Origin of the sequence: Pedobacter frigidisoli (genome assembly GCF_004331675.1) — a bacterium.
Taxonomy (GTDB): Bacteria; Bacteroidota; Bacteroidia; order Sphingobacteriales; family Sphingobacteriaceae; genus Pedobacter; species Pedobacter frigidisoli.
This window is the reverse complement of record NZ_SJSN01000005.1, coordinates 226,804-250,408: the sequence shown is the minus strand read 5'-3', so window position 1 is coordinate 250,408 and position 23,605 is coordinate 226,804. Positions and strand designations below refer to the sequence as shown.

19 protein-coding genes are annotated in these 23,605 nt (G+C 37.6%); 9 read left to right on the top strand and 10 right to left on the bottom strand.

Annotated features, from left to right (window positions below; translation table 11 throughout):
• Positions 1 to 2: 2 nt before the first annotated feature.
• The 3 genes from EZ449_RS08220 to EZ449_RS08210 form a co-directional block, all read right to left on the bottom strand.
• The gene (locus EZ449_RS08220) at positions 3 to 3,266 is read right to left on the bottom strand and encodes a UvrD-helicase domain-containing protein (protein ID WP_131557542.1); all 3,264 of its coding nucleotides are present in this window, start codon (positions 3,264 to 3,266) and stop codon (positions 3 to 5) included.
• Positions 3,267 to 3,386: 120 nt separating this feature from the next.
• A complete protein-coding gene (locus EZ449_RS08215; protein WP_131557540.1) occupies positions 3,387 to 4,181 on the bottom strand; it encodes a tRNA threonylcarbamoyladenosine dehydratase in 795 nt (264 codons plus the stop codon).
• Between the two features lie 70 nt (positions 4,182 to 4,251).
• Positions 4,252 to 4,917, bottom strand: coding sequence for a TatD family hydrolase (locus EZ449_RS08210; RefSeq protein WP_131557538.1), 666 nt, complete (start codon positions 4,915 to 4,917; stop codon positions 4,252 to 4,254).
• 97 nt (positions 4,918 to 5,014) lie between these two features.
• On the opposite strand from EZ449_RS08210, the gene EZ449_RS08205 reads away from it, so the two are divergent.
• Positions 5,015 to 5,548: a thioredoxin family protein gene (locus tag EZ449_RS08205; RefSeq protein WP_131557536.1), complete on the top strand. Its 534-nt coding sequence runs from the start codon at positions 5,015 to 5,017 to the stop codon at positions 5,546 to 5,548.
• A gap of 99 nt (positions 5,549 to 5,647) precedes the next feature.
• On the opposite strand, the gene EZ449_RS08200 is transcribed toward EZ449_RS08205, so the two are convergent.
• Both EZ449_RS08200 and EZ449_RS08195 read right to left on the bottom strand, forming a co-directional pair.
• Positions 5,648 to 5,860: a hypothetical protein gene (locus EZ449_RS08200; protein WP_131557534.1), complete on the bottom strand. Its 213-nt coding sequence runs from the start codon at positions 5,858 to 5,860 to the stop codon at positions 5,648 to 5,650.
• A gap of 273 nt (positions 5,861 to 6,133) precedes the next feature.
• On the bottom strand, positions 6,134 to 7,834 hold the full coding sequence (locus EZ449_RS08195; protein WP_205942965.1) for a glycoside hydrolase family 3 protein: 1,701 nt from the start codon (positions 7,832 to 7,834) through the stop codon (positions 6,134 to 6,136).
• A 464-nt stretch (positions 7,835 to 8,298) separates the two neighbouring features.
• Between EZ449_RS08195 and EZ449_RS08190 the strand changes: the two genes are divergently transcribed.
• Positions 8,299 to 8,775, top strand: a complete 477-nt coding sequence (locus EZ449_RS08190; RefSeq protein WP_131557532.1) for an OsmC family protein — start codon at positions 8,299 to 8,301, stop codon at positions 8,773 to 8,775.
• A 160-nt stretch (positions 8,776 to 8,935) separates the two neighbouring features.
• On the opposite strand, the gene EZ449_RS08185 is transcribed toward EZ449_RS08190, so the two are convergent.
• On the bottom strand, positions 8,936 to 10,816 hold the full coding sequence (locus EZ449_RS08185; RefSeq protein ID WP_131557530.1) for a M1 family metallopeptidase: 1,881 nt from the start codon (positions 10,814 to 10,816) through the stop codon (positions 8,936 to 8,938).
• Positions 10,817 to 11,113: 297 nt separating this feature from the next.
• Here EZ449_RS08185 and greA point away from each other — a divergent pair, with 297 nt between their 5' ends.
• Both greA and EZ449_RS08175 read left to right on the top strand, forming a co-directional pair.
• Entirely contained in the window at positions 11,114 to 11,587 is a 474-nt protein-coding gene (gene greA, locus EZ449_RS08180) for a transcription elongation factor GreA (protein WP_131557528.1), read from the top strand.
• 87 nt (positions 11,588 to 11,674) lie between these two features.
• Positions 11,675 to 12,076 carry an HIT family protein gene (locus tag EZ449_RS08175; protein WP_131557526.1) on the top strand — a complete coding sequence of 134 codons (402 nt, stop codon included), beginning with the start codon at positions 11,675 to 11,677 and terminating at the stop codon, positions 12,074 to 12,076.
• 54 nt (positions 12,077 to 12,130) lie between these two features.
• On the opposite strand, the gene EZ449_RS08170 is transcribed toward EZ449_RS08175, so the two are convergent.
• The gene (locus EZ449_RS08170; RefSeq protein WP_131557524.1) at positions 12,131 to 12,976 is read right to left on the bottom strand and encodes a hypothetical protein; all 846 of its coding nucleotides are present in this window, start codon (positions 12,974 to 12,976) and stop codon (positions 12,131 to 12,133) included.
• Between the two features lie 156 nt (positions 12,977 to 13,132).
• Between EZ449_RS08170 and EZ449_RS08165 the strand changes: the two genes are divergently transcribed.
• Positions 13,133 to 13,771, top strand: a complete 639-nt coding sequence (locus EZ449_RS08165; RefSeq protein WP_131557522.1) for an RNA polymerase sigma factor — start codon at positions 13,133 to 13,135, stop codon at positions 13,769 to 13,771.
• Positions 13,768 to 14,943: an outer membrane beta-barrel protein gene (locus tag EZ449_RS08160; RefSeq protein ID WP_131557520.1), complete on the top strand. Its 1,176-nt coding sequence runs from the start codon at positions 13,768 to 13,770 to the stop codon at positions 14,941 to 14,943. Before EZ449_RS08165 ends, EZ449_RS08160 begins: the two co-directional genes overlap by 4 nt.
• Before the next feature lie 194 nt (positions 14,944 to 15,137).
• Here EZ449_RS08160 and EZ449_RS08155 read toward each other — a convergent pair whose 3' ends face one another.
• The 3 genes from EZ449_RS08155 to EZ449_RS08145 form a co-directional block, all read right to left on the bottom strand.
• Complete coding sequence (locus tag EZ449_RS08155; protein WP_131557518.1) at positions 15,138 to 16,028, bottom strand: pirin family protein; 891 nt, start codon at positions 16,026 to 16,028, stop codon at positions 15,138 to 15,140.
• A gap of 271 nt (positions 16,029 to 16,299) precedes the next feature.
• Positions 16,300 to 17,400: an NADH:flavin oxidoreductase gene (locus tag EZ449_RS08150; RefSeq protein ID WP_131557516.1), complete on the bottom strand. Its 1,101-nt coding sequence runs from the start codon at positions 17,398 to 17,400 to the stop codon at positions 16,300 to 16,302.
• Positions 17,401 to 17,413: 13 nt separating this feature from the next.
• Complete coding sequence (locus EZ449_RS08145) at positions 17,414 to 17,716, bottom strand: ArsR/SmtB family transcription factor (RefSeq protein WP_131557514.1); 303 nt, start codon at positions 17,714 to 17,716, stop codon at positions 17,414 to 17,416.
• A gap of 174 nt (positions 17,717 to 17,890) precedes the next feature.
• On the opposite strand from EZ449_RS08145, the gene EZ449_RS08140 reads away from it, so the two are divergent.
• From EZ449_RS08140 to EZ449_RS08130, 3 genes are all read left to right on the top strand, one after another.
• Positions 17,891 to 18,469: an RNA polymerase sigma factor gene (locus tag EZ449_RS08140; protein WP_131557512.1), complete on the top strand. Its 579-nt coding sequence runs from the start codon at positions 17,891 to 17,893 to the stop codon at positions 18,467 to 18,469.
• Between the two features lie 391 nt (positions 18,470 to 18,860).
• The gene (locus tag EZ449_RS08135; RefSeq protein WP_131557510.1) at positions 18,861 to 20,033 is read left to right on the top strand and encodes a FecR family protein; all 1,173 of its coding nucleotides are present in this window, start codon (positions 18,861 to 18,863) and stop codon (positions 20,031 to 20,033) included.
• 214 nt (positions 20,034 to 20,247) lie between these two features.
• On the top strand, positions 20,248 to 23,604 hold the full coding sequence (locus EZ449_RS08130) for a TonB-dependent receptor (RefSeq protein ID WP_225872266.1): 3,357 nt from the start codon (positions 20,248 to 20,250) through the stop codon (positions 23,602 to 23,604).
• The last annotated feature ends 1 nt before the right edge of the window (position 23,605 follow it).

The following is a 23,605-nucleotide window of genomic DNA, read 5'->3' as shown; positions in this document are numbered from 1 at the left end:
CTTTAAACAGCTTTTAGTTTCCCCAATGTGGCATAAAATAAGTACGGTTTCACGTCCTGATATCCCATTGCTTCAATTAAGTTTTTGTAATTGGTAATTTGTGCTACATGAGTCTGGCTCTCTTCAGCCGTGAATTTATAATCGATGATAGAAACCTGTTTCCCGTTCATTACCAATTTATCTGGTCGATAAGTTTTTCCGTCAATACCGATAATCGATTTTTCATTAATCTGATTGGCGTTTTGACTCAATAATTTGCTTAATTCAGGATGTGCCAAAACAGCCGTAGCCTGATTGATGTAATCCTCTTTTTCCACTTCAAGAATCAAACCCTCCAAAGTTAATTTTTCAACCGTTTCTGCTATTTCATCAACTTTGTTTACTTCAGCTAAAATTAAGTGCAGATTGCTTCCCTTTTTGCCAGATTTGGTAATATTGTCTATATATCGCTGTGGCCTGTTTTCGCTTTCCTCATAAACATCTTCCAGCCTGTCAGTTGTTGGATAAGTAGCTAGATTCAATGCCTTTAAACTTTCAATACCATCTCCTTTATTCGAAAATGTGCCGATTTGAATTTCATCTGTATGTTCAAAATCTTCTGCATAAGCACTAAAAACGGCATCGCCAATATGGCTAAGCGATGGTTTTTTCTTCCCAGCAAATGAAATATAAATGTAATCCTTGGCTCTTGTGGTAGCCACATAAAGACTGTTCAAGGCATCCATATAATTCATCAAAAGCTCTTCGAGATAATATTTAGCCACGCTCGAACCTTTTAAAGTACTCGTAAATTGAAGCGGAATGCTTTGCAAATCTTCATAAGGCGTTCCCTCCATCGGTACCCAAAAAGCGTTGTTGGCTTTCCCGCCCAAAGGCCATTCGCAAAAAGGAATAAATACAGCCCTAAATGCCAAGCCTTTCGATTTATGGATGGTCATTACCTGGATTGCATTTGCGGTTTCTGGTGATGGCAAATTCTTGTTATGGCCCTCTTCTTCCCACCATTTTAAAAACGAAGAAATGCCTTTTTCTCCCTGTCGCGATGCTTTGTTTGTCAAATCCCTAAAGGCTAATAGATAGGGCAGAAATGGATTTATTCCGTTCTTTTGGTAAGTATCCAACTCGAAAGCCGTGATTATTTTTTCTATCAATTCTGAAACGGGCAAAGCCATCCAGGTTTTATAATTGAGGCAGAAATCTGCTGGCAAAACATGTTGCAGATGCTCCATTGCTAAATCTTTCAATGCAAAATATTCGTCGCCATTAATTGGTTTTTCATGCAACTGCGCATATAAAGCAATACAGTTTGCCTTGTACAAAGCAGAATTAGCAGGACTTACAATTAGCAATTTTAACAGATTAATGATGAGCTTGATGGCCGTACTGCTTGCAATTTTTAGGGCTTCGCCAGATATTACGTCCAAACCAGCTTCCATTAAAGCATTAACCACTTCGGTAGCTTCAGCATTTGAGCGCACCAAAATGCCTATTTCGCGTTGCTGATAACCTTTTTCGTTTAACAGAAGCCTCACTTCTTGTAGCATTTCTGCCAGTGAAGCTTCCTTTTTATTTTCGGGTTCTGTATCGGTAACAATGGTTTCTACAATTCCATCTACATTATTTTTAGGTTTATCGAACTCGATTTTTTTAATTTTGATAATCCCGCCTTTGATTGTTTTTGGGTGTGTATTTTGCTCTACGCCTTTGTAAATATTCGTGATGATGTTGTTGTATTGATTGGCTGGATGATTCCAAAAATTGCTCAATAACTCATCATCCAAAGGAACTTCTCCATTGATTTTCTCTTGCAAAAGCACCGCCAATTTCTGATACAATTGATTGTTGAAATTGATGATTTCTTCCGTACTCCTGTAATTCTCCAGAAGTTTATCATCGAAGACATTATGCTCCAGTATATCGGCTTTGGCTTTTTGATGCAATAACTTATAATCGCCATCCCGCCATCTGTAAATAGATTGTTTAGCATCGCCAACAATTAAATGGTCGTGGAGTTTTCCATTATGAGTCGAAACCGCATTGTCGACTAAAGGGAAAAAGCTGTCCCATTGGTTGCCTGATGTATCCTGAAATTCATCAAAAAGAAAGTTTCGGTATCTGTTTCCCATTTTCTCCCAAATAAAGGATGGATTTTCACCTGCATCTTTTGCGATTCCGTTTAATAGTTTTTGTGCATCGCTGATTAAAAGCGTCTCGTTTTCTTCACGATATTCGGTTAATAAAACTGCTATTTCTTGCATTAAACGCAAAAAGTAACCGTTTTTGATAAATGCTTTGGCTAAGGTGTAATCGCCGATTCCTGTATTATAAAGGTTTGCTATTCGATGTAAAATAGGATTGATGTCGCTAAAAAGTTCGTTTGATTTTCCTTTTGGAAACCAATTTTCTTCATCATCAATAAGCTTCAAAACTTTTTCTACATCAGCAAAATTGCCAGTCATTATGCTTCTGAACTTTAATAACGGCGAGCGACTTTTACCCTTAAAATCATCAGCAGAAAAGCCACTTACTTCAATAATGCCAAGTGCCGTTTCGGCCAAATCGACAATATCTGTTTCAAATTTCTTGATTAAATTTTTAGAGAAATCGATATATTTTTTAAAAACGACATCGGTATTTTCAGTTCCAAAGCTATTTACTGCAAGTTCAAAGGATGAGAATTTATCCTTAAAAACTTCGCCGACAAGTTTTAGAAGTTCGGCATTGTAATTCCACGATTTGTTATTGCTGATTCTGTCTAGTGCTAATTCTACAACCCACTGCAACAAATTGTCTTTCTCATCTAGTAATTTTTCCAGTTTAGTGGTGAGTTCCTTTTTTACCTTTTCGGTATTCATTTCCAAACTATAGCCACTTTCTAAGCCCAGCTCAAAAGCAAAACCACGAATTACTTTTTGTACAAAACCATCAATCGTACTTACCGAAAAACGACTGTAGTCATGCAGGATTTTGCGATAAATTGCATCTGCTTTAAGCTTTAGATTTTCCGCTTTGAGCTCTGGATGAGATGCCAAAACCAGCATCCGATAATCTTCAATTTTTCTTGATGGGTCGCCTTTTGCAAAACCAAGTAGCACTTCTAAAATTCTGGTTTTCATTTCTTCTGTAGCCTTATTGGTAAAGGTTACGGCTAAAATTTCGCGGTATTTGTTCTCGCCAGAAAATAATAGTGTAAGGTAATGTGCAGTGAGACTGAACGTTTTACCTGAACCTGCGGAGGCTTGAAGAATTTTTACGGGTTGGGGCATAAAATGATTTCGTTTCGGAATTTTAAACTTACAACAATTTAAAATTTTCCCGAAATCATGATATCCACAATTGGTCGAAACCTTGCTGCCTTGTTTCGTGTCCTCACGAACCAATTAACGCTATGAACTTTTCTTCTTTTTCTTAGCCAATGTTTTATGACTAATCCTCGCTGGTCTTTGGGCCATTTCGATTTTTAAATCTAATAAATCCCGAATCACAACCGATGCGCAAGCGCCACCAAATGCTGCAGGAAGATATGAAACCGTTCCATAAGCAGAACGTTTGAAATTGCTTCCGTCGGTCATAATCATAGAGTTTTTATCCATTTCTTCGGTAGAAAAAACGGCTTTAATTTTATCGGCTCCAATAAGTTTATTCAATCTTTTACGCACATAACTGGCGAAAACACATTGATAAGTATCAGGTAGCATTGTAATTCTCAACTTGGTTGGGTCCATTTTGCCACCAGCACCCATTGAGGTTACAATCGGAATATTTTTTTCTAAAGCAGTAGAAAGCAAAGTAATCTTCGGCATCACACTGTCGATACAATCCATAATATAATCGAATTTCGACTCTAAAATTTCCCTGCATTTTTCGGGTGTGAGAAAAGTATTTACCACATGAAGTTTTAATTCAGGATTTATCGCCAGCAAACGTTCTTGCATGATGGCCGCTTTACTTACACCGTGATTTGTTGCTAAAGCAGGTAATTGTCTGTTGCGATTTGTTGGGTCAACCACATCGCCATCAACGATGGTCATTTCGCCAATGCCCGAACGGCAAATAAATTCGGCTGCGAAAGAACCCACGCCACCCAAACCGATAACCAAAACATGTTTGGATTGCAGTTTATCAATTCCATCATTCCCAACTAAAAGGGCAGACCGTGAAAGCCAGCTTGTATCAGACATATTAACCCCCAACCCCTAAAGGGGAGTTTAAATTTAAAAATATATAATTTTTTGTCCCACTAAAGCCCCTTTAGGGGCTTGGGGTTAAATTCAATTTCTTCCAGTCGGCAAAAATACGTGCTTTCAATTCATCAACCGAACATTTTTTTAAATTAGCAGCAGCCAGATAAATTTCCTCAATGGGCGTTACTGAATCATCAGTCTCTAAAAAAAAGTTATTGATATCTTGAATCAATTTTGCAGCTCCTGAATCCGTTCTTAAAATCGACGTTCCAAAAGAGAGCAGAAATCCTTTGGAAATTAATTGTTTTCCGAGTTCTTCATTCTTGTTAAAACCATGAATAATCATCGGAACTTTAACTTTCAGTTTATCTTTTATCTCGATTAATTCAGCAAAACTTTTAACGCAATGAAGAATAATTGGTTTGTTCAATTTCTCGGCTAGCCCAATTTGCTTTTCAAGAATGATAATCTGATTGGCCAAGCTTTCGCCTCGCAACTTATCCAAGCCACATTCACCAATCATTTTAACATTTGGTTGTTGCACTTTAATCTCAAGATTTTGCAATTGAAATTCCAGATTTTGCAATTTAGCAAACCAAGGATGTAATCCAACTGAAACTGAAGTTGCGTTCGTTAGCGGATATAAATCATCATCAGTTAAGGATAGACTCAAAATGCTTTGAACGTGCTGTTTTGGTATAGGCTGATGGGTATGAATATCAAGATATAGCATTTCTAAAAGTTAAAATGTATCCGCTCTGTAAAGAATTCGATAATAATCTATAAAATTAGTAGACTTTATTAATTTTACAGCATCATTCTAAAAAATCATGAAGAAAATATTAATATTCTTAACGGCTGCATTTATTTCAACTGCGGCTTTTAGTCAGGAAAAGGCAGCGGGTGTACATATTTACAACCCTGAAGCAAACGCATTAGGAGATTTGAAAGCAGCCACAGAAAAGGCAGCTAAGGCAAACAAACATGTTTTGGTTCAGGTTGGTGGAAATTGGTGCAGCTGGTGTATTGCCTTTCACAATTTGGTTGATACCACTGCAATATTGAAACAAACCATTAACGATAATTACGAATATGTGTTGGTGAACTGGGATAAAGACCACCACAATGATGAAGCCATGAAATATTTAGGTTTCCCCAACCGTTTTGGTTATCCTGTTTTTGTAGTATTGGATGGAAAAGGAAAAGTGTTGCACATCGAAAATTCTGCTTATCTAGAAACTGATGAAATCGGTGCAAATGGTAAAAAGAAAGTTGGTCACGATGTTAAAAAAACAATATCATTCTTAAAAGGCTGGACGGTTGCTGCCGTAAATCCTGAAACATATAAGCCAAAAGCTAAATAGAGGTAGAGGGTTTAAAGGCATGGGGTAGAGGGCAAAATCCAACGCTAATAAAAAGCCGCAGATTTTCAGATATTAATCTGCGAATCTGCGGCTTTCCTTTTAGTCATCTAAATCGTCTTCATCATCTTTTAGGTCATCTACGTTTAATTCGTAAGATGCTCTTGATGCTTCATCAGCTTGTTCCAACAAATCCTTATCGTGTTCTATGTTGGTATCATCGCCATCTAATTCATTAATATTTTCTGTATCGTCTTCTCTGCGTAAAGCATCGTTCGGGTCGTTCGAATAATCTTCATCTTTTGGGTCTATCATAACTTTGAGTTTTATAAATAGATAATGATTTAGATAAGAGAATTGTTTTAAGTTTTTTATCAAGCTAAAAGACTAAAGCTGAAAGACCAGAGGCCTTTTGCTACAACTACTCCGTAAATTCTATGCTTACTCGGAAATTGAGTTAAACAAAAAATTCCAGATTATTTATCTGGCATCTCGTTGGTGTTCTTAATAACTTTGTAATTAAATCTTGCCACTTTCCATTTATGAATCTCGCTAAGCCCCCCCTTTCAGGGGAGGGTTGGGAGGGGTCTACAACCCATCGCCAAACTTATAATTCGGCAAAATACTCACAGGTAATTTTCCAGTTGGCACTAAGCGATTATTAATCACTGCCGCTGCCGAAATCTGCATGTAATCTTCTTTCTGATAACCAATGACTAACCCTTTGCTGTTCTCTAAGCCAGGCAATCCTGCTAAATTATATGGATTTGCAAATAGCGCAAAAACCGAGTTTTTAGTGGTTAATTCTTTTATGAAATTTTTCACTCCAGCATTTAATGGAATATTATTTCCTGGTCTCGCTCTACTATCGTGAATGCCGACAATCACTTGGTCAAAAGCGCCAATTTCACGAGCGATGTTAGAAATTTGGGTTGCATTTGCATCCTTGTCCAAAACGTAGTAAACAGAGTTGTAAAAACCTTTCGAAACTTCTTTTTGGAATTTCGTAACCGATGGAACACCGATACTAATAATCGCCGTTCTTCTAATCGGAATCATGTTTTTGATGTAATTTTTCCCTTTTAATAAAGTAACCGAAGCATTAGCCAATTCCTGAACCAAAGCATTGCTGGAATTACGATTTACACCAGCAATAATACCTTGCGTTACAATGGTGTCGCGTTTATTCAAGCCTGCCCAATATTTTGCAGTTAGAATCTTACGTACGCTTTCATCAATGGTTTTTATATCAATTCTATTTTGACGAACTGCTTTACGGACTAAATTAATAGCTCTATCGCTATTTTCCGAAAGCTCCAAGATATCATTGCCTGCAATTATTCCCAATAAGTCGGCTTCGCCATTTTTGAAATATTTAACCACGCCTTTCATGTCCATCGCATCAGAAATAATCAAGCCTTTAAAGCCCAGTTTCTCTTTCAAAATGCCCGTAACAATTGGTTTTGATAAGGTAGATGGTAAATTTGGTGTATTATCTAACGATGGGATATTCATGTGGGCAATCATAATTCCCGATGCGCCTTGCTTAATCAATTCTTTAAAGGGATACATTTCCAAGCTATCCAATCGTGCTGCACTAAAAGTAAGTTGGGGCAAATCGTAATGCGAATCTACATCCGTATCGCCATGACCAGGGAAATGTTTTAACGTTGTTAGCAAGCCGCCATCTTGCATCCCTTTCATGTAGGCAGCCGCTTTGGTCGCCACATTATATTTATTTTCGCCGAAAGAACGGTAATTAATTACAGGGTTTTTGGCGTTGTTGTTAATGTCGGCATCGGGCGCTAAATTCATTTGCATACCCATTCGCTTAAAGTCCTTCGCCACTTCTTGCCCCATTTTGTAAATCAAATCCTTATTCTGGATGGCGCCTAAAGTCATCTGGTAAGGGAAGGAAATTGTGCTATCCAATCGCATGCCCAAGCCCCATTCGCCATCGTTAGCGATGATTAAAGGCACATGACTAACCTTTTGATAGGCATTGGTCACGGTTGCTTGTCTGCCTGGTCCGCCCTGAAAAAAGATAACACCTCCAAGCTGCTCTTTCTTAATCACCATCCCAACCGAGTCAGAATATTTTTTGCCCAAGTTTGTATGCGCCCGAACGAAAAACATCTGTGCGATGCGTTCTCTACGGTTCAGTTTTTTAAATGCCGAATCAACCCATTTAGGCTGATTGGCTAACATTTCTAAATAAGATTGTTTTTGTGCACTTGCCGAAAATGTAATAATGCAGGCAAATATTGCTAGGAATAGATTTTTTTTCACGTTGTTTTGTTGTAACGGCTAAATTAATAAGTAATATTTAAATTAAACAAAAACCAATCCATTAATCGATTTAATACAGTAGGTTGTAAAGGAATGGTTAATGTCAGAGTTATTATGGATAATGTTTTTCTGAATTAATTTGAAAATGAACGCTCAGCAATTCTTCGGAAATAGCAGCCCCAATGTTCGCTATAGTCCCGATGAAATATCGGGAGCTGCCGCTGCTATTGGGTTTAATTAACAAAGTAAATGGTTCTTTTTAAAAGCTTATTTCCCCTAAAGCGTTGTAAACCATTCTGAACCAATCACAAAAATTAACATACTTTCAATCGTAACGATTCGTAAACCAAATACCTCCATACATTGCCTTCCGAGGTGTACAAGTCAAAATAAATTGATGTTTAAAAATCTCAATCACCATAATATTTTCTTAAATTGGCAATACAATTCTAACCAATTTTATCATGCCGAAAGATCATTTATATTCAACTACAGTTACTTGGACGGGCAATAAAGGCTCGGGTACAATGGATTATCGTTCTTACGACCGAGATTATGTGATTTCGATTAAAGGAAAATCCGATATTTCCGGTTCTTCAGATTCTGCTTTTCTTGGCGACAAATCCAAATACAATCCCGAAGACTTGTTGTTATCCTCTATTTCGAGCTGCCACATGCTTTGGTATTTACACCTGTGCTCTAAAAATGAAATTGTGGTAATCGATTATAAGGATGAGGCCGTAGGAACAATGGAAGAATCGGCAGATGGGAGCGGCAAGTTTAGGGAAGTTACTTTGCATCCTCAGGTTTTAATTGCAGACAAGGCACACTATGAGCTTGCCGAATCGCTACATATTGAAGCCAATAAAATGTGTTTTATTGCAAACTCGTTAAATTTTCCTGTTAAACACGAGCCCAGCTGTAAAGCGGAGAACAGTTAGCAGTTTTCAGTTGGCAGTTTGAAGTAAAAAGTTGAAGGAAAAGGACAGTTGACAGTTTTCAGTTGGCGGCTTGAATTCAACAGTTAAACAATTGTGTAATTTTCAGTTGACAGTTTCAGTTGGCGGTTTGCAAATTGAAAACCGCCAACTGAAAACTGAATTATTTTACTTCATAAACATTATCTTTTGGAGTAGCATCTACATAAATACCATTATCCAAGGCAATTGATTTAATTTTGCGATTGGTGTTAATCGTCATCGTTATTTCCTTCTGGTTAACTTTCCAAACAGCAGGTGTTTTATGAATGGTTTCCGTTTTGCCATCTGTATCTGTTACCAAAATATCAAAAGGAATGGCAAAACCTCCGATGTTTTTAATTACAAAAGTTGCTTTTCCTGATGAAATTTGAGGTTTGCTTATGGCTAAATCCAAGTAGTTATTAGTGAAGAACCAATTCTGGAAAAACCAGTTTAAGTTTTGTCCCGCACCTGTATTCATCGAGTTAAAATAATCCCAGGGAATTGGGTGTTTGCCATTCCAGGTATTCATATAGTTGTGCAATGCCATTTTGAAAAGCGCATCGCCAAGCATATCCTTTAATGCTAAGTAAGAAAGAGATGCCTTTCCATAAGAGTTGTTTCCATAGCCAGCTCCAGAAACCTGATCTGACATAGAAATCACTGGTTGATCTTCTTCTGCGGATTTATCATTGATGTACTTATCAACCCTAAACTTTTTGTAGAAATCATCTGCAGCCTCTTTGCCGTGCTCGGCAATGCCAATTAAGTACTCAAAAGTAGTTGCCCAACCCTCATCCATATAAGCGTAACGGGTTTCGTTTATACCCATATAAAAAGGGAAATAAGTATGTGCAACCTCATGATCTTGCACCAACTGTGCAAACACAGGATCGCCGAAATTGGAGTCGTTTACCATCATTGGGTATTCCATATCTGCAAAACCCTGAAAAGCAATTGTTTTTACAAAAGGATAGGGAATACCTGGCCAATTGTTCGAAAACCACGCCAAAGCATTTACGTTGTATTTAACGGAATTGATGAAATCTTTTCCAGTTGTGGGATTATAAGCTGCTTGTGCGCTTGCTCTACGGCCAGTCTTTGGATCTACAACTACACTTCCACCATCCCAAATGTAATGATTACTCAAGGCGAAAGTAACATCAGTAATGTGATCTACCTTAAACTTCCAAGTATTCCAATCTTTTTGGGTAGTTACTTTTCCATCTTTTAATTCTTGTTCTGTTGCAATGTGAACAACCTCATCCGTATTGTAAGATTTCTTTAAGCGAGCAGAAATTTCTGGCTGTAGAACTTCGTCGGGATTTAAGAAATCACCTGTGGCATAAACTACATAATTTTTTGGCGCCTTAACGGAGAAAACATAATCGTTAAAATCGTTGTAAAACTCGGCCCTGTCAGTGTGCGGAATTCTATCCCAACCGTTATAATCATCATAAACCGAAATGCGTGGATAGCTGTAAGCCACGAAGAAAGAGTTTGGATCTATCTGTCCCTCTCTTCCACTTTCTTTTGATAAAGGGTAATCCCAATCTATTTTAACGGTAATCTTTGATTTCGGATTTAATGGCTTTTTCAATCTCACATTTCCAACGGTACCCCAGTTCTTGCTGTCAACTTGATAGGTTTCTCCATCAACAGAAAAGGCAGAGATGTTTAAACCTGTACTTAAGAAATCCTCGCTCACAGCGCCTCCTCTTGGTGAGGTTGGCTTATGCAAATTATTAACAAAGCGTATGGCAAGTGTTTTTAAGGTATCGCTACTGTTATTGCTATAAACAATTTCTTCTTGTCCACTTACCACTTTTGTCTCAGCATCCACTTTAATATCCATATTATATTTTCCGTGGTTTTGCCAGTAATTAGGACCGGGTGTGCCACTAATAGATCGTGTTCCCTTATCGTAAGCGGCCTTAATATTTCTTGGCATATACAACTCTTGCGCCGAAAGCGAATAACTGCCCAAGCCAATTAGCAGGGCCAGTGAAAATATTTTTTTCATTTTTCTGAATAATTTGCACTAAAATATCACAATTGGATGAATTTTGAATGAGTATCGGGTTGAATGTTACTTTTGAGTTTTAAGCGAAAGATTGAATTAGGGAATGAACGTTTTATTAATGTGGTGATTAAGGGCTGATTGATCTCAAAATCTAAAAATCCTGTAAATCTTGATCTTTTATTTGCTTTTGTAATTTCCACAATTTATCTTCGTTATAATTGAAGCAAGACTATGTAGCAAACCAACTATGTAGTCTTGTTTGTTTTTTATAGCATTTGAATAATAATTAATAGAGCAATGACAGAGGTAACGTATTACACACAAGATGGGTTAGATAAATTGAAAGCAGAAGTTCATTACCTAACCACAACCGGCCGTCAGCTAATATCTAAAGCAATTGCCGAGGCGAGAGATAAAGGTGATTTATCGGAGAATGCAGAATATGATGCCGCAAAAGAGGCGCAGGGATTGCATGAGGCAAAAATCTCAAAATTAAAAAATACTTTGGCGAATGCCCGCTTAATTGATGAATCTAAAATGGATTTATCGAAAGTATTGGCATTATCCATCGTTAAAATAAAAAATGTTAAAAACGGTGCCACCATGACTTATCAATTGGTAGCAGAAACTGAGGCCGATTTAAAAACGGGAAAAATTTCTGTAAAATCGCCAATTGCTCAAGGTTTGCTAGGTAAATCTGTTGGTGAATTTGCCGAAATTGAAGTGCCTGCAGGTAAAATGCAATTCGAAGTACTCGAAATCTCTAGATAGGACTTAGGATAAAAGGTGTAGGGCTTAAGGTTTAGAGGCCATCCTACATCTTCCATATTACGTTTTCCACCTTTTAATATTTCAAAAATGGCTACCATCTTTTCCAAAATTGTTGCAGGAGAAATCAGCGCACATGTTGTTGCAGAAACTGTAGAATATTTAGCTTTTTTAGATGTTCAGCCATTAACTGCTGGCCATGTTTTGGTGATTCCCAAAATCGAAGTTGATTACATTTTCGATATGGATGAAGATCTTTATGTTGGTTTATGGATGTTCGCGAAAATTGTATCGAAAGGTGTTAAGGCTGCTTTTCCATGTAAAAAAGTTGGTGTTTCCGTAATCGGATTAGAAGTTCCTCATGCCCATATTCATTTAATACCTATGAATAATGTAAGTGATATGAATTTTAGTAAGGAAAAACTGAAGCCAACAGATGCAGAATTAACAGAAGCTGCAGAAAAAATTAAGCTGGCTTTGCTTGCAGAATAAAAAAGCTGGTTGGCCCAAACCAACCGACTTCTCTAACCCGCCTAACCCATATGATTATAAATTTGGAGCAACCAACGAAGTTGTGTTTAATATTGGCCAAAAGCCTGGCGCTGGACCAACACTTACCCCTTTGTTTTCACCTCTTTTGGTATCTTGACTAAAATAGTATAAAGGCCATCCTTTATAGGTTAACTGTTTCTTTCCGAAAACATCAATCACAGTTATTAGATCTTTTGTTATTACTGATGGTAGACTTTTAAGCTCCATTTCATACACAGGCCAGATGGCATTGTTGCTTAAATCTGCAGCGGTAAAGGTGTTCTTGTTATTTTTGTCACGAGAAAATGCGTAAACCGTTCTTCCCATTGCATCGGTAAAATATTTGGTGTTTCCTGTTCCCTCAATGTAGGCACTTGTATATTGTTTGCCATTTAAGCCAAGCAATTGTGCATTGGCGATCATTAGGGAATAATCTGGCTTTGCCACAAACCAAATGCCGCCTACACCATCTCCCTTAATGTCTCCGATCACAGCATCACTTGCATAATAATATAACGGATAGCCTTTGTAGGTGCTTTGTTTTCGGCCATCAGGCCTAATAATTTCTCCAACCATTGTTTTATCAAGGTTTAAGTCCGAACTGGCATCTGCCGAATAATATAAAGGCCAAACGGTTTCGCATCCGCCCGTACAATTTGCCGTTCCAGCAACATCAGAGGCGAACATATATAAGGATTTTCCATCCTTATCGGTTAATACGGCTCCAAATTTTGCATCAGCAGCCAGCTGAATTCCTTTTTTGTCAATAGCAGGATCTGTTGAGTTTTTTTTGCAAGAAACTGCAAATATCAATGCTACACAGGTTATAGCAATTAGATGTCTTTTTAAGTAGATTAGCATAAGATTTTGTTTTAGTTTAAATTGTAATAAGCGACTATGCTTACATTACGCCTCGAAGTTGTAAATGGTTGCTTAGTGTTTAAATTTTAAAGATATCTGATTGAACAAATATTTTTATTGCTAGCAACCTTTAGTAAATCTTCAACGTAATGTGTTTTGAAAGGAGAATCTGTGACCGCTAATCGCGATAGTGAACATATTATACAAAAGCACATTCAGGGCTGCGTTAGAAATGAAAGAGATAGCCAAAAAGCGCTATACAAACATTTCTACAGCTTTGCTATGGGCATTTGTTTACGTTATGCAAACGACAGATTGGATGCTGCTGGGATATTGAACGATGGATTTTTTAAGGCTTTTAAAAATATTTCTAAATATGAACCTGCTAAAGCTTTTATGCCTTGGCTTGGCCGGATTATTACCAACACTGCTATTGATTATTATCGTGCCAACCTAAAATTTGCCGATCATGTCGATTTGGAAGATCATGAAAATATCAGTCAAGTGAGTTCGGTTTACGATAAGCTGGCATACAATGATTTATTAGCACTTGTTCAGAAACTAAGCCCTGCTTACCGTACAGTTTTTAACCTTTATGCCATTGATGGATATACTCATGAAGAAATTAGTGAAACCCTAAAAATATCCATCGGAACATCAAAATCTAACCTATTTAAAGCAAGACAAAAATTACAGGAAATGTTAAAGGTAACTGATTTTAAAACCTATGAAATTAGAAGTTCTACGGTTGATCGAAATCTTTTACAGGTTAGGTTAAACACAAATTTGCAATGAAAGAGGGAAAAGATATTGATAAATTTTTTAAGGATGGTTTGGATAATCCAGACATTCCTTTTAACGATTTAGATTGGGAAAATCTGGAGGATAAAATGTATCCAAAAGTGAAGAGGAGGATTGTGCCTTTGATTTGGCTTAGTGCCATAGCAGGCATTGCTGCAATGTTGTTAATCGTTTTTTTATGGGTTAAGCCAGGTTCAAATGAATCAAAAAATACTGTAATCGTTAATAAAACAAAAGGAAATAAGGCTGGTGAAGGAAAGAAAAAATTAGATGCCAATACTCAATTATCAAATCAATCACCGTTGGTAGCAACTAATCCGCAAGCGATAGAAAATGTTTACCCTAACGATAATTTGCCCAACCAGAATGAATATTTAAAAATAGGTTCGGTAAAGGAAACTTCTTCAACATCAACTCTTGATTCAGTAAATTCCAATATGTTGGCCAATTTGAATCCACCAAAAACAATTTCAGCGTTAAGATACCATGCTGCGGAATACAAAAACAATAACGCAGTAAAGGATTTAACACTTCCAAAAATTGATAAAAACGCGATTGCAGTAATCAAATCCAAACCACGAATAGTTTTAAGTTTATCTGCCGCCCCAGATTTAACAAGCGTACAAAAATCGGGAAGAAGTAGCTTAAGTGGAGGTTTAGGTATTGAGGCTACAATTTTCTTAACCAAAAAACTGAGCATTTCTACTGGAGCTGCTTATGCAAAAAAAATATACGATGCAGATTTTAGTTTGTACAATCCCAATTCCAGTTATTTTTTTAAGACAATACCTACGAATATCCATGCAAATTGCGATGTTTTGGATATCCCTTTAAATGTCAATTATAACATTTTAAAAAGCAATCGAAATTCAATTACGTTAAGCACCGGTTTATCTACTTATTTAATGTTGAAAGAGGATTATTATTATTCTTATGCTAGTTCTTATGGCGCTGGACGAGATTCTTATGAGGTTAAAAACCAAAATCAGCACATTTTGGGCATTGCGAATATTGGCATTGAGTTTCAACGAAAAATAAATAACAAATTAAGTATAAGCGCTAGGCCATTTATGAAAATCCCGTTAACTAACATTGGTTATGGCAATTCTAAACTATCATCTACAGGTATAGCCATTTCTGTAAATATGGATTTGTTTAAGAGGTAATGCTTATGCCTCGGTTCGTGTCCTCACGAAACTGAATTTAGAACGATTTTTAGGATAACGACATGGCGGCAAATTTCATTTATAGGCAGTTTACTATGAGCGGAACTTGATTCAGGATCCTAATGATAGAAATGCTTAAAAGGAAAGATGCTGAATCAAGTTCAGCAAGACAAACTAATTACAGCTCATTTGTTTTATTTCTTCTGATAAGGATTTTGATTTGGCAATGGAACAAACTCAGTTTCTCCGGGAACAGGCTTAAACTTTCGATCTAACCAATTCTGTTTTGCTTTTTCAATCAATTCTTTATCCGAGGCTACAAAATTCCAGTAAATAAACCTTTCCTCGGGAAAAGGGTTGCCTCCGAAAATATAAACGGTGGTATTTTCCAACATCGTAAACTCGCAAAGTTTGGCGTCGTTAGCGATTAAGATTAGTCGGGGCTCAAACAAGTGTCCATCACTTTCTATTCCGCCTTCCAAAATGTATAATGCACTTTCTCCAAATAAATTATCTCCAATCTTTAACTTTTGCCTTGTCGTACTTTTTATCTCAATAAAATAGAGTGGGCAATAAACAGGAACAGGAGATTTTTTTCCAAAGGCTTCGCCAGCAATTAATTTAATATTTACGTTGTTTTGTTCCCAACTTGGTATTTCTGCATCATCTACATGAAAAAACTCAGGCTCCATTTGTTCCAATGCTTTTGGTAAGGCCACCCAAATCTGCAAACCATGCAGCATTTTATCGGTATGGCGAAGATATTCTGGAGTTCTTTCTGAGTGAGCGATGCCACTTCCAGATGTCATCCAATTTACTTGCCCAGGTTTAATAATTACATCATTGCCAAGGCTATCCTTGTGTTCAATTTCTCCCTCGAATAGAAATGTCAAGGTAGATAATCCAATGTGCGGGTGAGGAGGGACGTCCAAATTCTCATGATCGCTCATCGCCGCTGGCCCCATGTGATCGATAAAAGCAAATGGACCAACCATCCGTTTGTCTCTAAAAGGCAGCAACCTGCCTACCATAAAATTACCAATGTTTGCGGGGCGTTCTTCTATAATGAGTGAAATGTTCGACATGAGATGATGTTTTTTTGATGAGGTCAATTTAAGGAAAATCCTTGGCAAAAATGGGTTGCCGCAGATGCGAGATTATTTTGATTGCCCCTTATTGACTATTATTCTTGGGTAAAGAGTCTAGTCTCGCGTTTTTTTTGGCTAATTATAAACGGTCGTCCTCCTGAACTTGATTCAGGATCTTTATAATTAGGAAAATCCTTGCTAATTTCATAATATTAAAAAAAAAGCATCCCATTGCTGAGATGCTTTTAAACTATAAAAAGAAAAAAAATTATACTAATTCGGCCAAAGCTTCCTTACTAAAACCCTTTAATTCGCCCATGCGGTTGTTTTTAATTTTTTCAACCCAGTTTGGATCAGATAAAAGTGGGCGACCAACGGCTACCAGATCAAAATCTCCACGATCCATTCTGCGTACCAATTCATCAAGAGAGCTTGGCTCAGAGCTTTGACCAGCAAAAGCGCCAAAAAAATCGCCATCTAATCCTACTGAACCAACAGAGATTGTTGCTTTTCCTGTTATTTTTTTAGCCCAACCCGCAAAGTTTAAATCAGAACCCTCAAATTCTGGTTCCCAGAAACGACGTTGCGAACAGTGGAAAATATCAATTCCAGCATCAGCTAATGGCGTTAACCATTGCTCCATCTCATTTTCATTTTTTGCCAATTTAAAATCATAAGCTGCAGGTTTGAATTGCGATAAACGAATGATTAAAGCAAAATCTTCACCTACGCGTTTACGCACTTCCTTAATTACCTCCACAGCAAAACGGGTGCGTTCGGCCAATGTTTTACCGCCGTAAATATCTGTGCGATTATTGGTTGCATCCCAGAAGAATTGATCAATTAAGTATTGGTGTGCACCGTGAATTTCCAAGGTGTCAAAGCCTAAAGCTTTAGCATCAGCCGCAGCCTGACCAAAAGCAGCGATTGTATCTGCAATTGCAGCATCTGTCATGGCAATACCATTCTCAAAACCCGGACTATTAAAACTAGATGGACCCTCGAAAGGCGCACTTGGCAACCAGCCCGAAGCATGGTTTGCAGATATTCCCTGGTGCCATATTTGCGGGCCCATTTGGCCACCAGCTGTATGAACATCGTTAATAACTTCTTGCCAACCAGCCAATGCCGCATCACCATAAAAATGAGGAATGTTCGGATCAGCAGAGGAAGATTGGCGATTTATTACGGTACCTTCTGACAAAATTAAGCCAACATCTCCAGCTGCTCTTTTTGCGTAATATTCTGCAACAGCATCAGTCGGAACTCCGTTTGGAGAAAACGACCTGGTCATTGGAGCCATTACAATTCTATTTTTAATATTTAATGTTTTAAGGCTAAATGGCCTAAATAAACTATCTGTATTCATTTTAATTTTAAATTTATAATTCGGAATTGATGATTTTGCTTAATTTTTCTACGCCTTCCTTATTGCGTTTATAGTAGGTCCATTGCCCAACACGGGTTGCAGAAACCAGATCGGCACGCTGTAAAATAGAAAGGTATTCGGAAATGGTACTTTGAGATAAGCCAGCTTTCATTTGAATTTGCCCCACACAAACACCAACGTTTTCGAAATCGGCATTTTGCTGATCAGGAAAACTTTCTGCTGGTGTTTTAAGCCAGTTTAAAATTTGTAAACGGGTTTTGTTTGATAAGGCTTTAAAAACTTCTACTTGATCCATGGCACAAATGTATATCGACTTTTCCCGATATGCCAATTAAAAAATCAAAGATTACAATAACATGTAAATCGCTAATAAACGTTATTTAAACGTTTTAAATTCACCGTTATAATTAAGATTTTGTTAGGATTTACGTTAAACAATTTCTTACATTTGTTTAATCATTCTAACCAAATGTCTACCTATAAATCATTAACTGACCACGAACTTTTCGTCCTTATGCAGGATGGAGATAAGTATGCTTTCGAGGAAATTTACGAGCGCTTTAACGGTCTGTTATACATTTATGCCTGTAAAATGGTGCCCGATAGGGAAGATGCGAGAGATATCATTCAAGAGATATTCGTTTACCTTTGGAGCAATCCGAACATTCAAATCAAATCACAATTATCTGCTTATTTATATACAGCGGTTCGATATAAGATCTTCGATTGGTTGGATAAAAATAAATCGAAAACCAACTATCTGCAGTCGCTGGAAGATTTTTCTCAGAAAGGCGATTACGTTACCGATAACTATATCCGCGAAAAGGAATTTGCCTCCATAATAGAAAAAGAAGTGAATTTATTGCCTCCAAAAATGAGGGTGATTTTTGAAATGAGCAGACAGCAACATTTAACCCAGAGGGAAATTGCTGAGATTTTGCACTTATCAGATAAGACGGTTAAAAAACAAATGAGCAACGCTTTAAAGGTATTGCGATTGAAACTCACTTCATTTTTGTTGCTGGCAATCATTCTATTCATTCGCTGATTTTTTTTGGAAAGCAATTTCAATGCTTATCGGTTTCTTCAGCCCCGCTCTTTGCTACAATCTTTTTGCGAAAGTTTGTGCATATTGAACATTTCTACATCAAAAAGTATTTCCGCATCACTCGGGTTTAGGGGACTTGAGTTAGTGCAACCCACTTCGTCTCTAAACCCGACATTGCGGATACCGGTCAGGCGCCTGGGGCCTGCAGGCGTTTGAGCAAATGGCGGGAACAAACTTCGAAATGAAAAACAGGTTTTGCTTTTCTAAAAAAAAGATACTCCAATTTGTTCCTATGGCACTAATCTAAAAAAAATAAAATTATTTTCATTTCATCTACTACTTAGCTTGGGCTTAACCTACATGTAATTAATAGACCAAATATTTTAAAGTGATGAGTAAAGCAGAAGTTGAAAAGCTTTTAAAAAGATACAGCGATGGGCTTTGTACCGAAGACGAAAAAGCTTTGGTAGAATCGTGGCATTTAGCTGAGCTATCTACTAAAAATTCTGATCTAGATCATACAGAATTAATCGACGCCAAAAACCAAATCTGGAATGCTATTGAATTGGAAACTGAAATTAATTCGGGCAATAAAAAAACTTTGTGGCTAAAACTTGCAGCTGCGGCTGTGGTGCTCTTCTTTATTGGTTTTGTAATCAATAATCAAATTAAAAGCAAGTTTGGAAGTCCACAAAGCATAGTAAAAAATCAAGATAAAATTATTCTTCCTGGCGGCAACAAAGCAACCTTAACACTTGGCGATGGTTCTAAAATTTCGTTAACCGATGCCAACAATGGTATGATTGCGAAGCAGGCAGGCATCAACATTACAAAAACTGGCAATGGAGAATTAATTTACACCATAGCCGCAACTTCTACTAGTAAAAAATCACTTTACAATACAATCGAAACGCCACGTGGCGGTCAATATCAAATTAATTTACCCGACGGAACCAGGGTTTGGCTAAATGCAGAATCATCGTTACGATATCCAGCAGCTTTTAACGATCTAGAAAGAATGGTTGAACTTAAAGGCGAAGCTTATTTTGAGGTTGCAAAAAGAACTACTAAAAATGGATCAAGATTGCCTTTTAAAGTGAGGACAGAATTAGGGGCGGGCAGAAACCAAGAGATAGAAGTTTTGGGTACGCACTTCAATGTAAATGCCTACAGAAATGAGCCAAGCAATAAAACTACCTTATTGGAGGGCAGTGTGAAAATTAAAAACCTGCAATCGAATACCACAAGCCTACTAAAACCTGGTGAGCAATCAATCATCAGCGCATCATCTGGCTCGGTGCTGGTTCAAGCTGTCGATGCAGAAGAGGCAGTAACTTGGAAAGATGGTTTCTTCAGTTTTAATGAGGAAAATTTAGAAACCATTATGAATAAGATTGCCCGTTGGTACAATGTAGATATCGATTATCGTGGCAATAAGATCAATAAAACTTTTGGCGGTAGGATATCACGTTTCAACAGCGTTAACGAGGTGTTGGATATGCTGCAAACTACAGGAGCCGTGCATTTTAAAATCGATGGAAGGAGGATTTTAGTTATGCCATAACCTATACTTTCTTCATCAACCATTGATGATGATTAGCATAATGCCTAACTAAAAAAATCGGAAGCGCGGCAACGCTCCCGATCCTATTTAAGGCCTTAAGCTAATCGTAAAATTGTGAGATACAACTATTTTAAACCTAATAACCAAATATATGAATTTTTATACTGAATGGTTGCCCAAACCTAAAGGGCGCCTGTTTAAATTTCTGTTGATTATGAAATTGACTTTTGTCTTGCTAATCACTACATTTCTACAGCTCAGTTACGGAGCTGCAAGTGCGCAAAACGTAACCCTATCCGAAAAGAATACTACACTGTTAAAGGTTTTTCGAAAGTTGAACAAAAGCGTAGGCTATAGCTTTTTGTACGATTTGGATCTTCTAAAAGAGGCCAAGCCAGTAACTATAGAAATTAAGAATACCGACATTAAGGAAGCGCTAAAACGAATTTTTAACGAGCAGCCTTTAGGTTACACTATAAAAAATAATACAATAATTATTCACCGTAAGGCCGCCGATGGCATGCCATTAATGGTTAGATCTTTTATTGATATAAGGGGTAAGGTGGTTGATGAAAAGGGACTACCTATGGCTGGTGCAAGTGTTAAGGTAAAGGGCGCTAACCAAGGTGCCGTTACTGATGAAACAGGAGCTTTCACCTTAAGAGATGTAACTGAAGGTGCAACATTAGTGGTTTCGTACATTGGATACGAAAACAAGGAAGTTACGGCCTCAAACGGATTGACAATAGCATTAACGCCACAAGCTGGTCTATTGGCCGATGCGGTGGTTATCGGTTATGGTACGCAAAAGAAAAGCGTAGTAACTGGAGCGATAGCATCTGTGAAAGCATCAGATTTAAAAGATATGCCTGTAGTTAGAATCGAGCAATCGCTACAAGGTAGGGCATCTGGCGTAACCGTTACAACCAGTTCTGGTCAGCCTGGCGATGGCGGAACGGTTAGAATTCGTGGTATAGCGAACATTAATAACGCCAATCCTTTGTACGTTGTAGATGGAGTAGTTATAAATGGAGGGATCGAATTTTTAAATCAATCGGATATAGAATCTATTGAGGTTTTAAAAGATGCCGCTTCTGCGGCAATTTACGGTACACGTGCTGCCAATGGAGTAATTATTGTATCCACAAAAAAAGGTGCGAATACTGGAAGAGTTAGAGTTGAGTACAACAATTACATCGGTACACAGGCACCATCAACCCGATTGAATTTATTAAACGCCACGCAATACGCTACCATTTATAACGAATCGCAATTGGCAGATGGTGTTACAGCAGTTCGTTTTCCCAACCCAACACAATATGGCGCCGGAACGGATTGGCAAGATGCCGTTTTTAATAAGAGCGCCATGATCCAAAACCACGATTTAAACATGAGTGGTGGAAATGAAAAGTCAATTTATTACGGATCATTCAGTTATTTTGATCAGGACGGTATTGTTGCTACTTCAAATTCAAAATTTAAGAGATTTACCGCTAGATTTAATTTTGAGCATAAAATCACTAAAAATATCAAATTTGGTAACTCAATTGGCTATACAAGAATTAATTCGACTGGGGTAAGTACCAATACAGAATATGGTTCTCCGCTAAGCAGAGCCATTAATATGGACCCGATTACACCTGTTGTAGAAACTGATCCAGCTAAATATGGCTTGCCCAAATATTTAAACAATCCTGTGGTTAGAAATGATGCAGGTTTTCCTTATGGGATTTCAGACTATGCACAATCGGAGGTATTGAATCCCATTGCCGCTTTGCAAGTTGCACAAGGAAACGCATGGAGCGATAAGGTTGTCGGAAATGCCTTTGCCGAAGTTGAATTTATCAAAGGATTAAAGTTAAGAAGTACAGGTGGTGTAGATTTAGCCTTTTGGGGTGGACAATCTTTTCGTCCGATTTATTTCTTAAACTCCATTAACCAATCTACCTTAACCGCTTACACAAGAGATAGCAACAGAGGTTTATTTTGGTCACTGGAAAACACATTAAGTTATGATAAAACCATTGGCAAGCATGTAATTACTGCTTTGTTGGGTTACTCAGCTCAAAAAAACAAGGGAGAAACGAATGGTGGAATTAAAGAAGGTATTCCAGTAGACAATATCAAGGATGCTTCTTTGCAATTTCCTGTTGCGAGGATAAATTCTGATTTTTATGGTGGGGAATATCAAAATACCTTAAACTCTATTTTCGGAAGGGTTATTTATAATTACGATGAGAAATACCTTTTCACTGGTATCGTTCGTAGAGATGGTTCATCACGTTTTGGTCCGAACAACAAATACGGTTATTTTCCATCGGGATCTGCAGGATGGGTTGCTTCGAGAGAAGAGTTTTGGCCAAAGAACAATATCGTAACGTTCTTAAAATTTCGAGGTTCTTACGGTGTTAATGGTAATGATAATATTCCTGATTTCAGTTATCTAGCTACCGTAAGTGGAGGCAGAAACTATTCGCTAGGAACTGCATCTGGTCAGGCTTTAACAAATGGCGTGAGTCCGAATGCGCTTTCTAATCCAGATTTAAAATGGGAGGAAACATCCTCTTTCGATCTGGGTTTTGATGCAACATTGTTTGAGGGGATTACTTTATCAACCAGCTATTTCAATAAGAAAACCTATGGCATGTTGCTTCAACAAGTGGTTCCCTCGTATGTAGGTAACTCTGGCCCGTATGCAAATACTGCTGATTTATATAACCGCGGTTTCGAGATAGAGTTGGGTTGGAACAAACGAGTTGGCGAATTTAGCTTCCGCATTGCCGGAAACGCTGCTTTCATCAAAAATGAGGTTACCCTTTTAGGTGCAGATAAAGATTATATTCCAAGTAGACAAGCGATAACGCCGCAAGGTTTGGAAGTAACTCGTGTAGCTATTGGTCAGCCTGTAGATTCTTTCTTCGGGTATCAAACTTCGGGATTATTCCAAAACCAAACAGAGATAAACAATTATAAAAATAGTGCAGGTACATTAATTCAGCCAAATGCTAAACCTGGAGATATCAAATTTTTAGATTTAAATGGCGATGGTGTAATCAGCGATGCTGATAGAACTTTCTTAGGGCGATCAAATCCAAATTTTACTTATGGTTTAACTTTTTCAGCGAAATATAAAGGTTTCGATATCTCCATTTTCGGACAAGGGGTTTCGGGAAATATGATCTTTAATGGATTGAGAAGATTCGATTTAACGCCATCCAACTATACAACAAATATTTTAAATAGATGGACTGGTGAGGGTACTAGCAACGTGGTTCCAAGAGCAACCTTGGCCGATGATAACAAAAACTATAGCCGTGTATCGAGCCTTTTCTTAGAAAGCGGTGCTTACTTCAGATTGAAAAATGTTCAGTTAGGTTATACACTTCCGAAAACATTGATTAATAAAATTGGCTTAGATAACCTTAAGTTTTATGTAATGGCGAGCAACCTTTTCACCTTAACAAAATACACCGGTTACGATCCGGAAATTGGTGGAGGAAGTTTGGGTGTAGATCGTGGTTTCTATCCACAAGCGAGATCATTTTTTGCAGGTGTAAATGTTGGATTTTAAT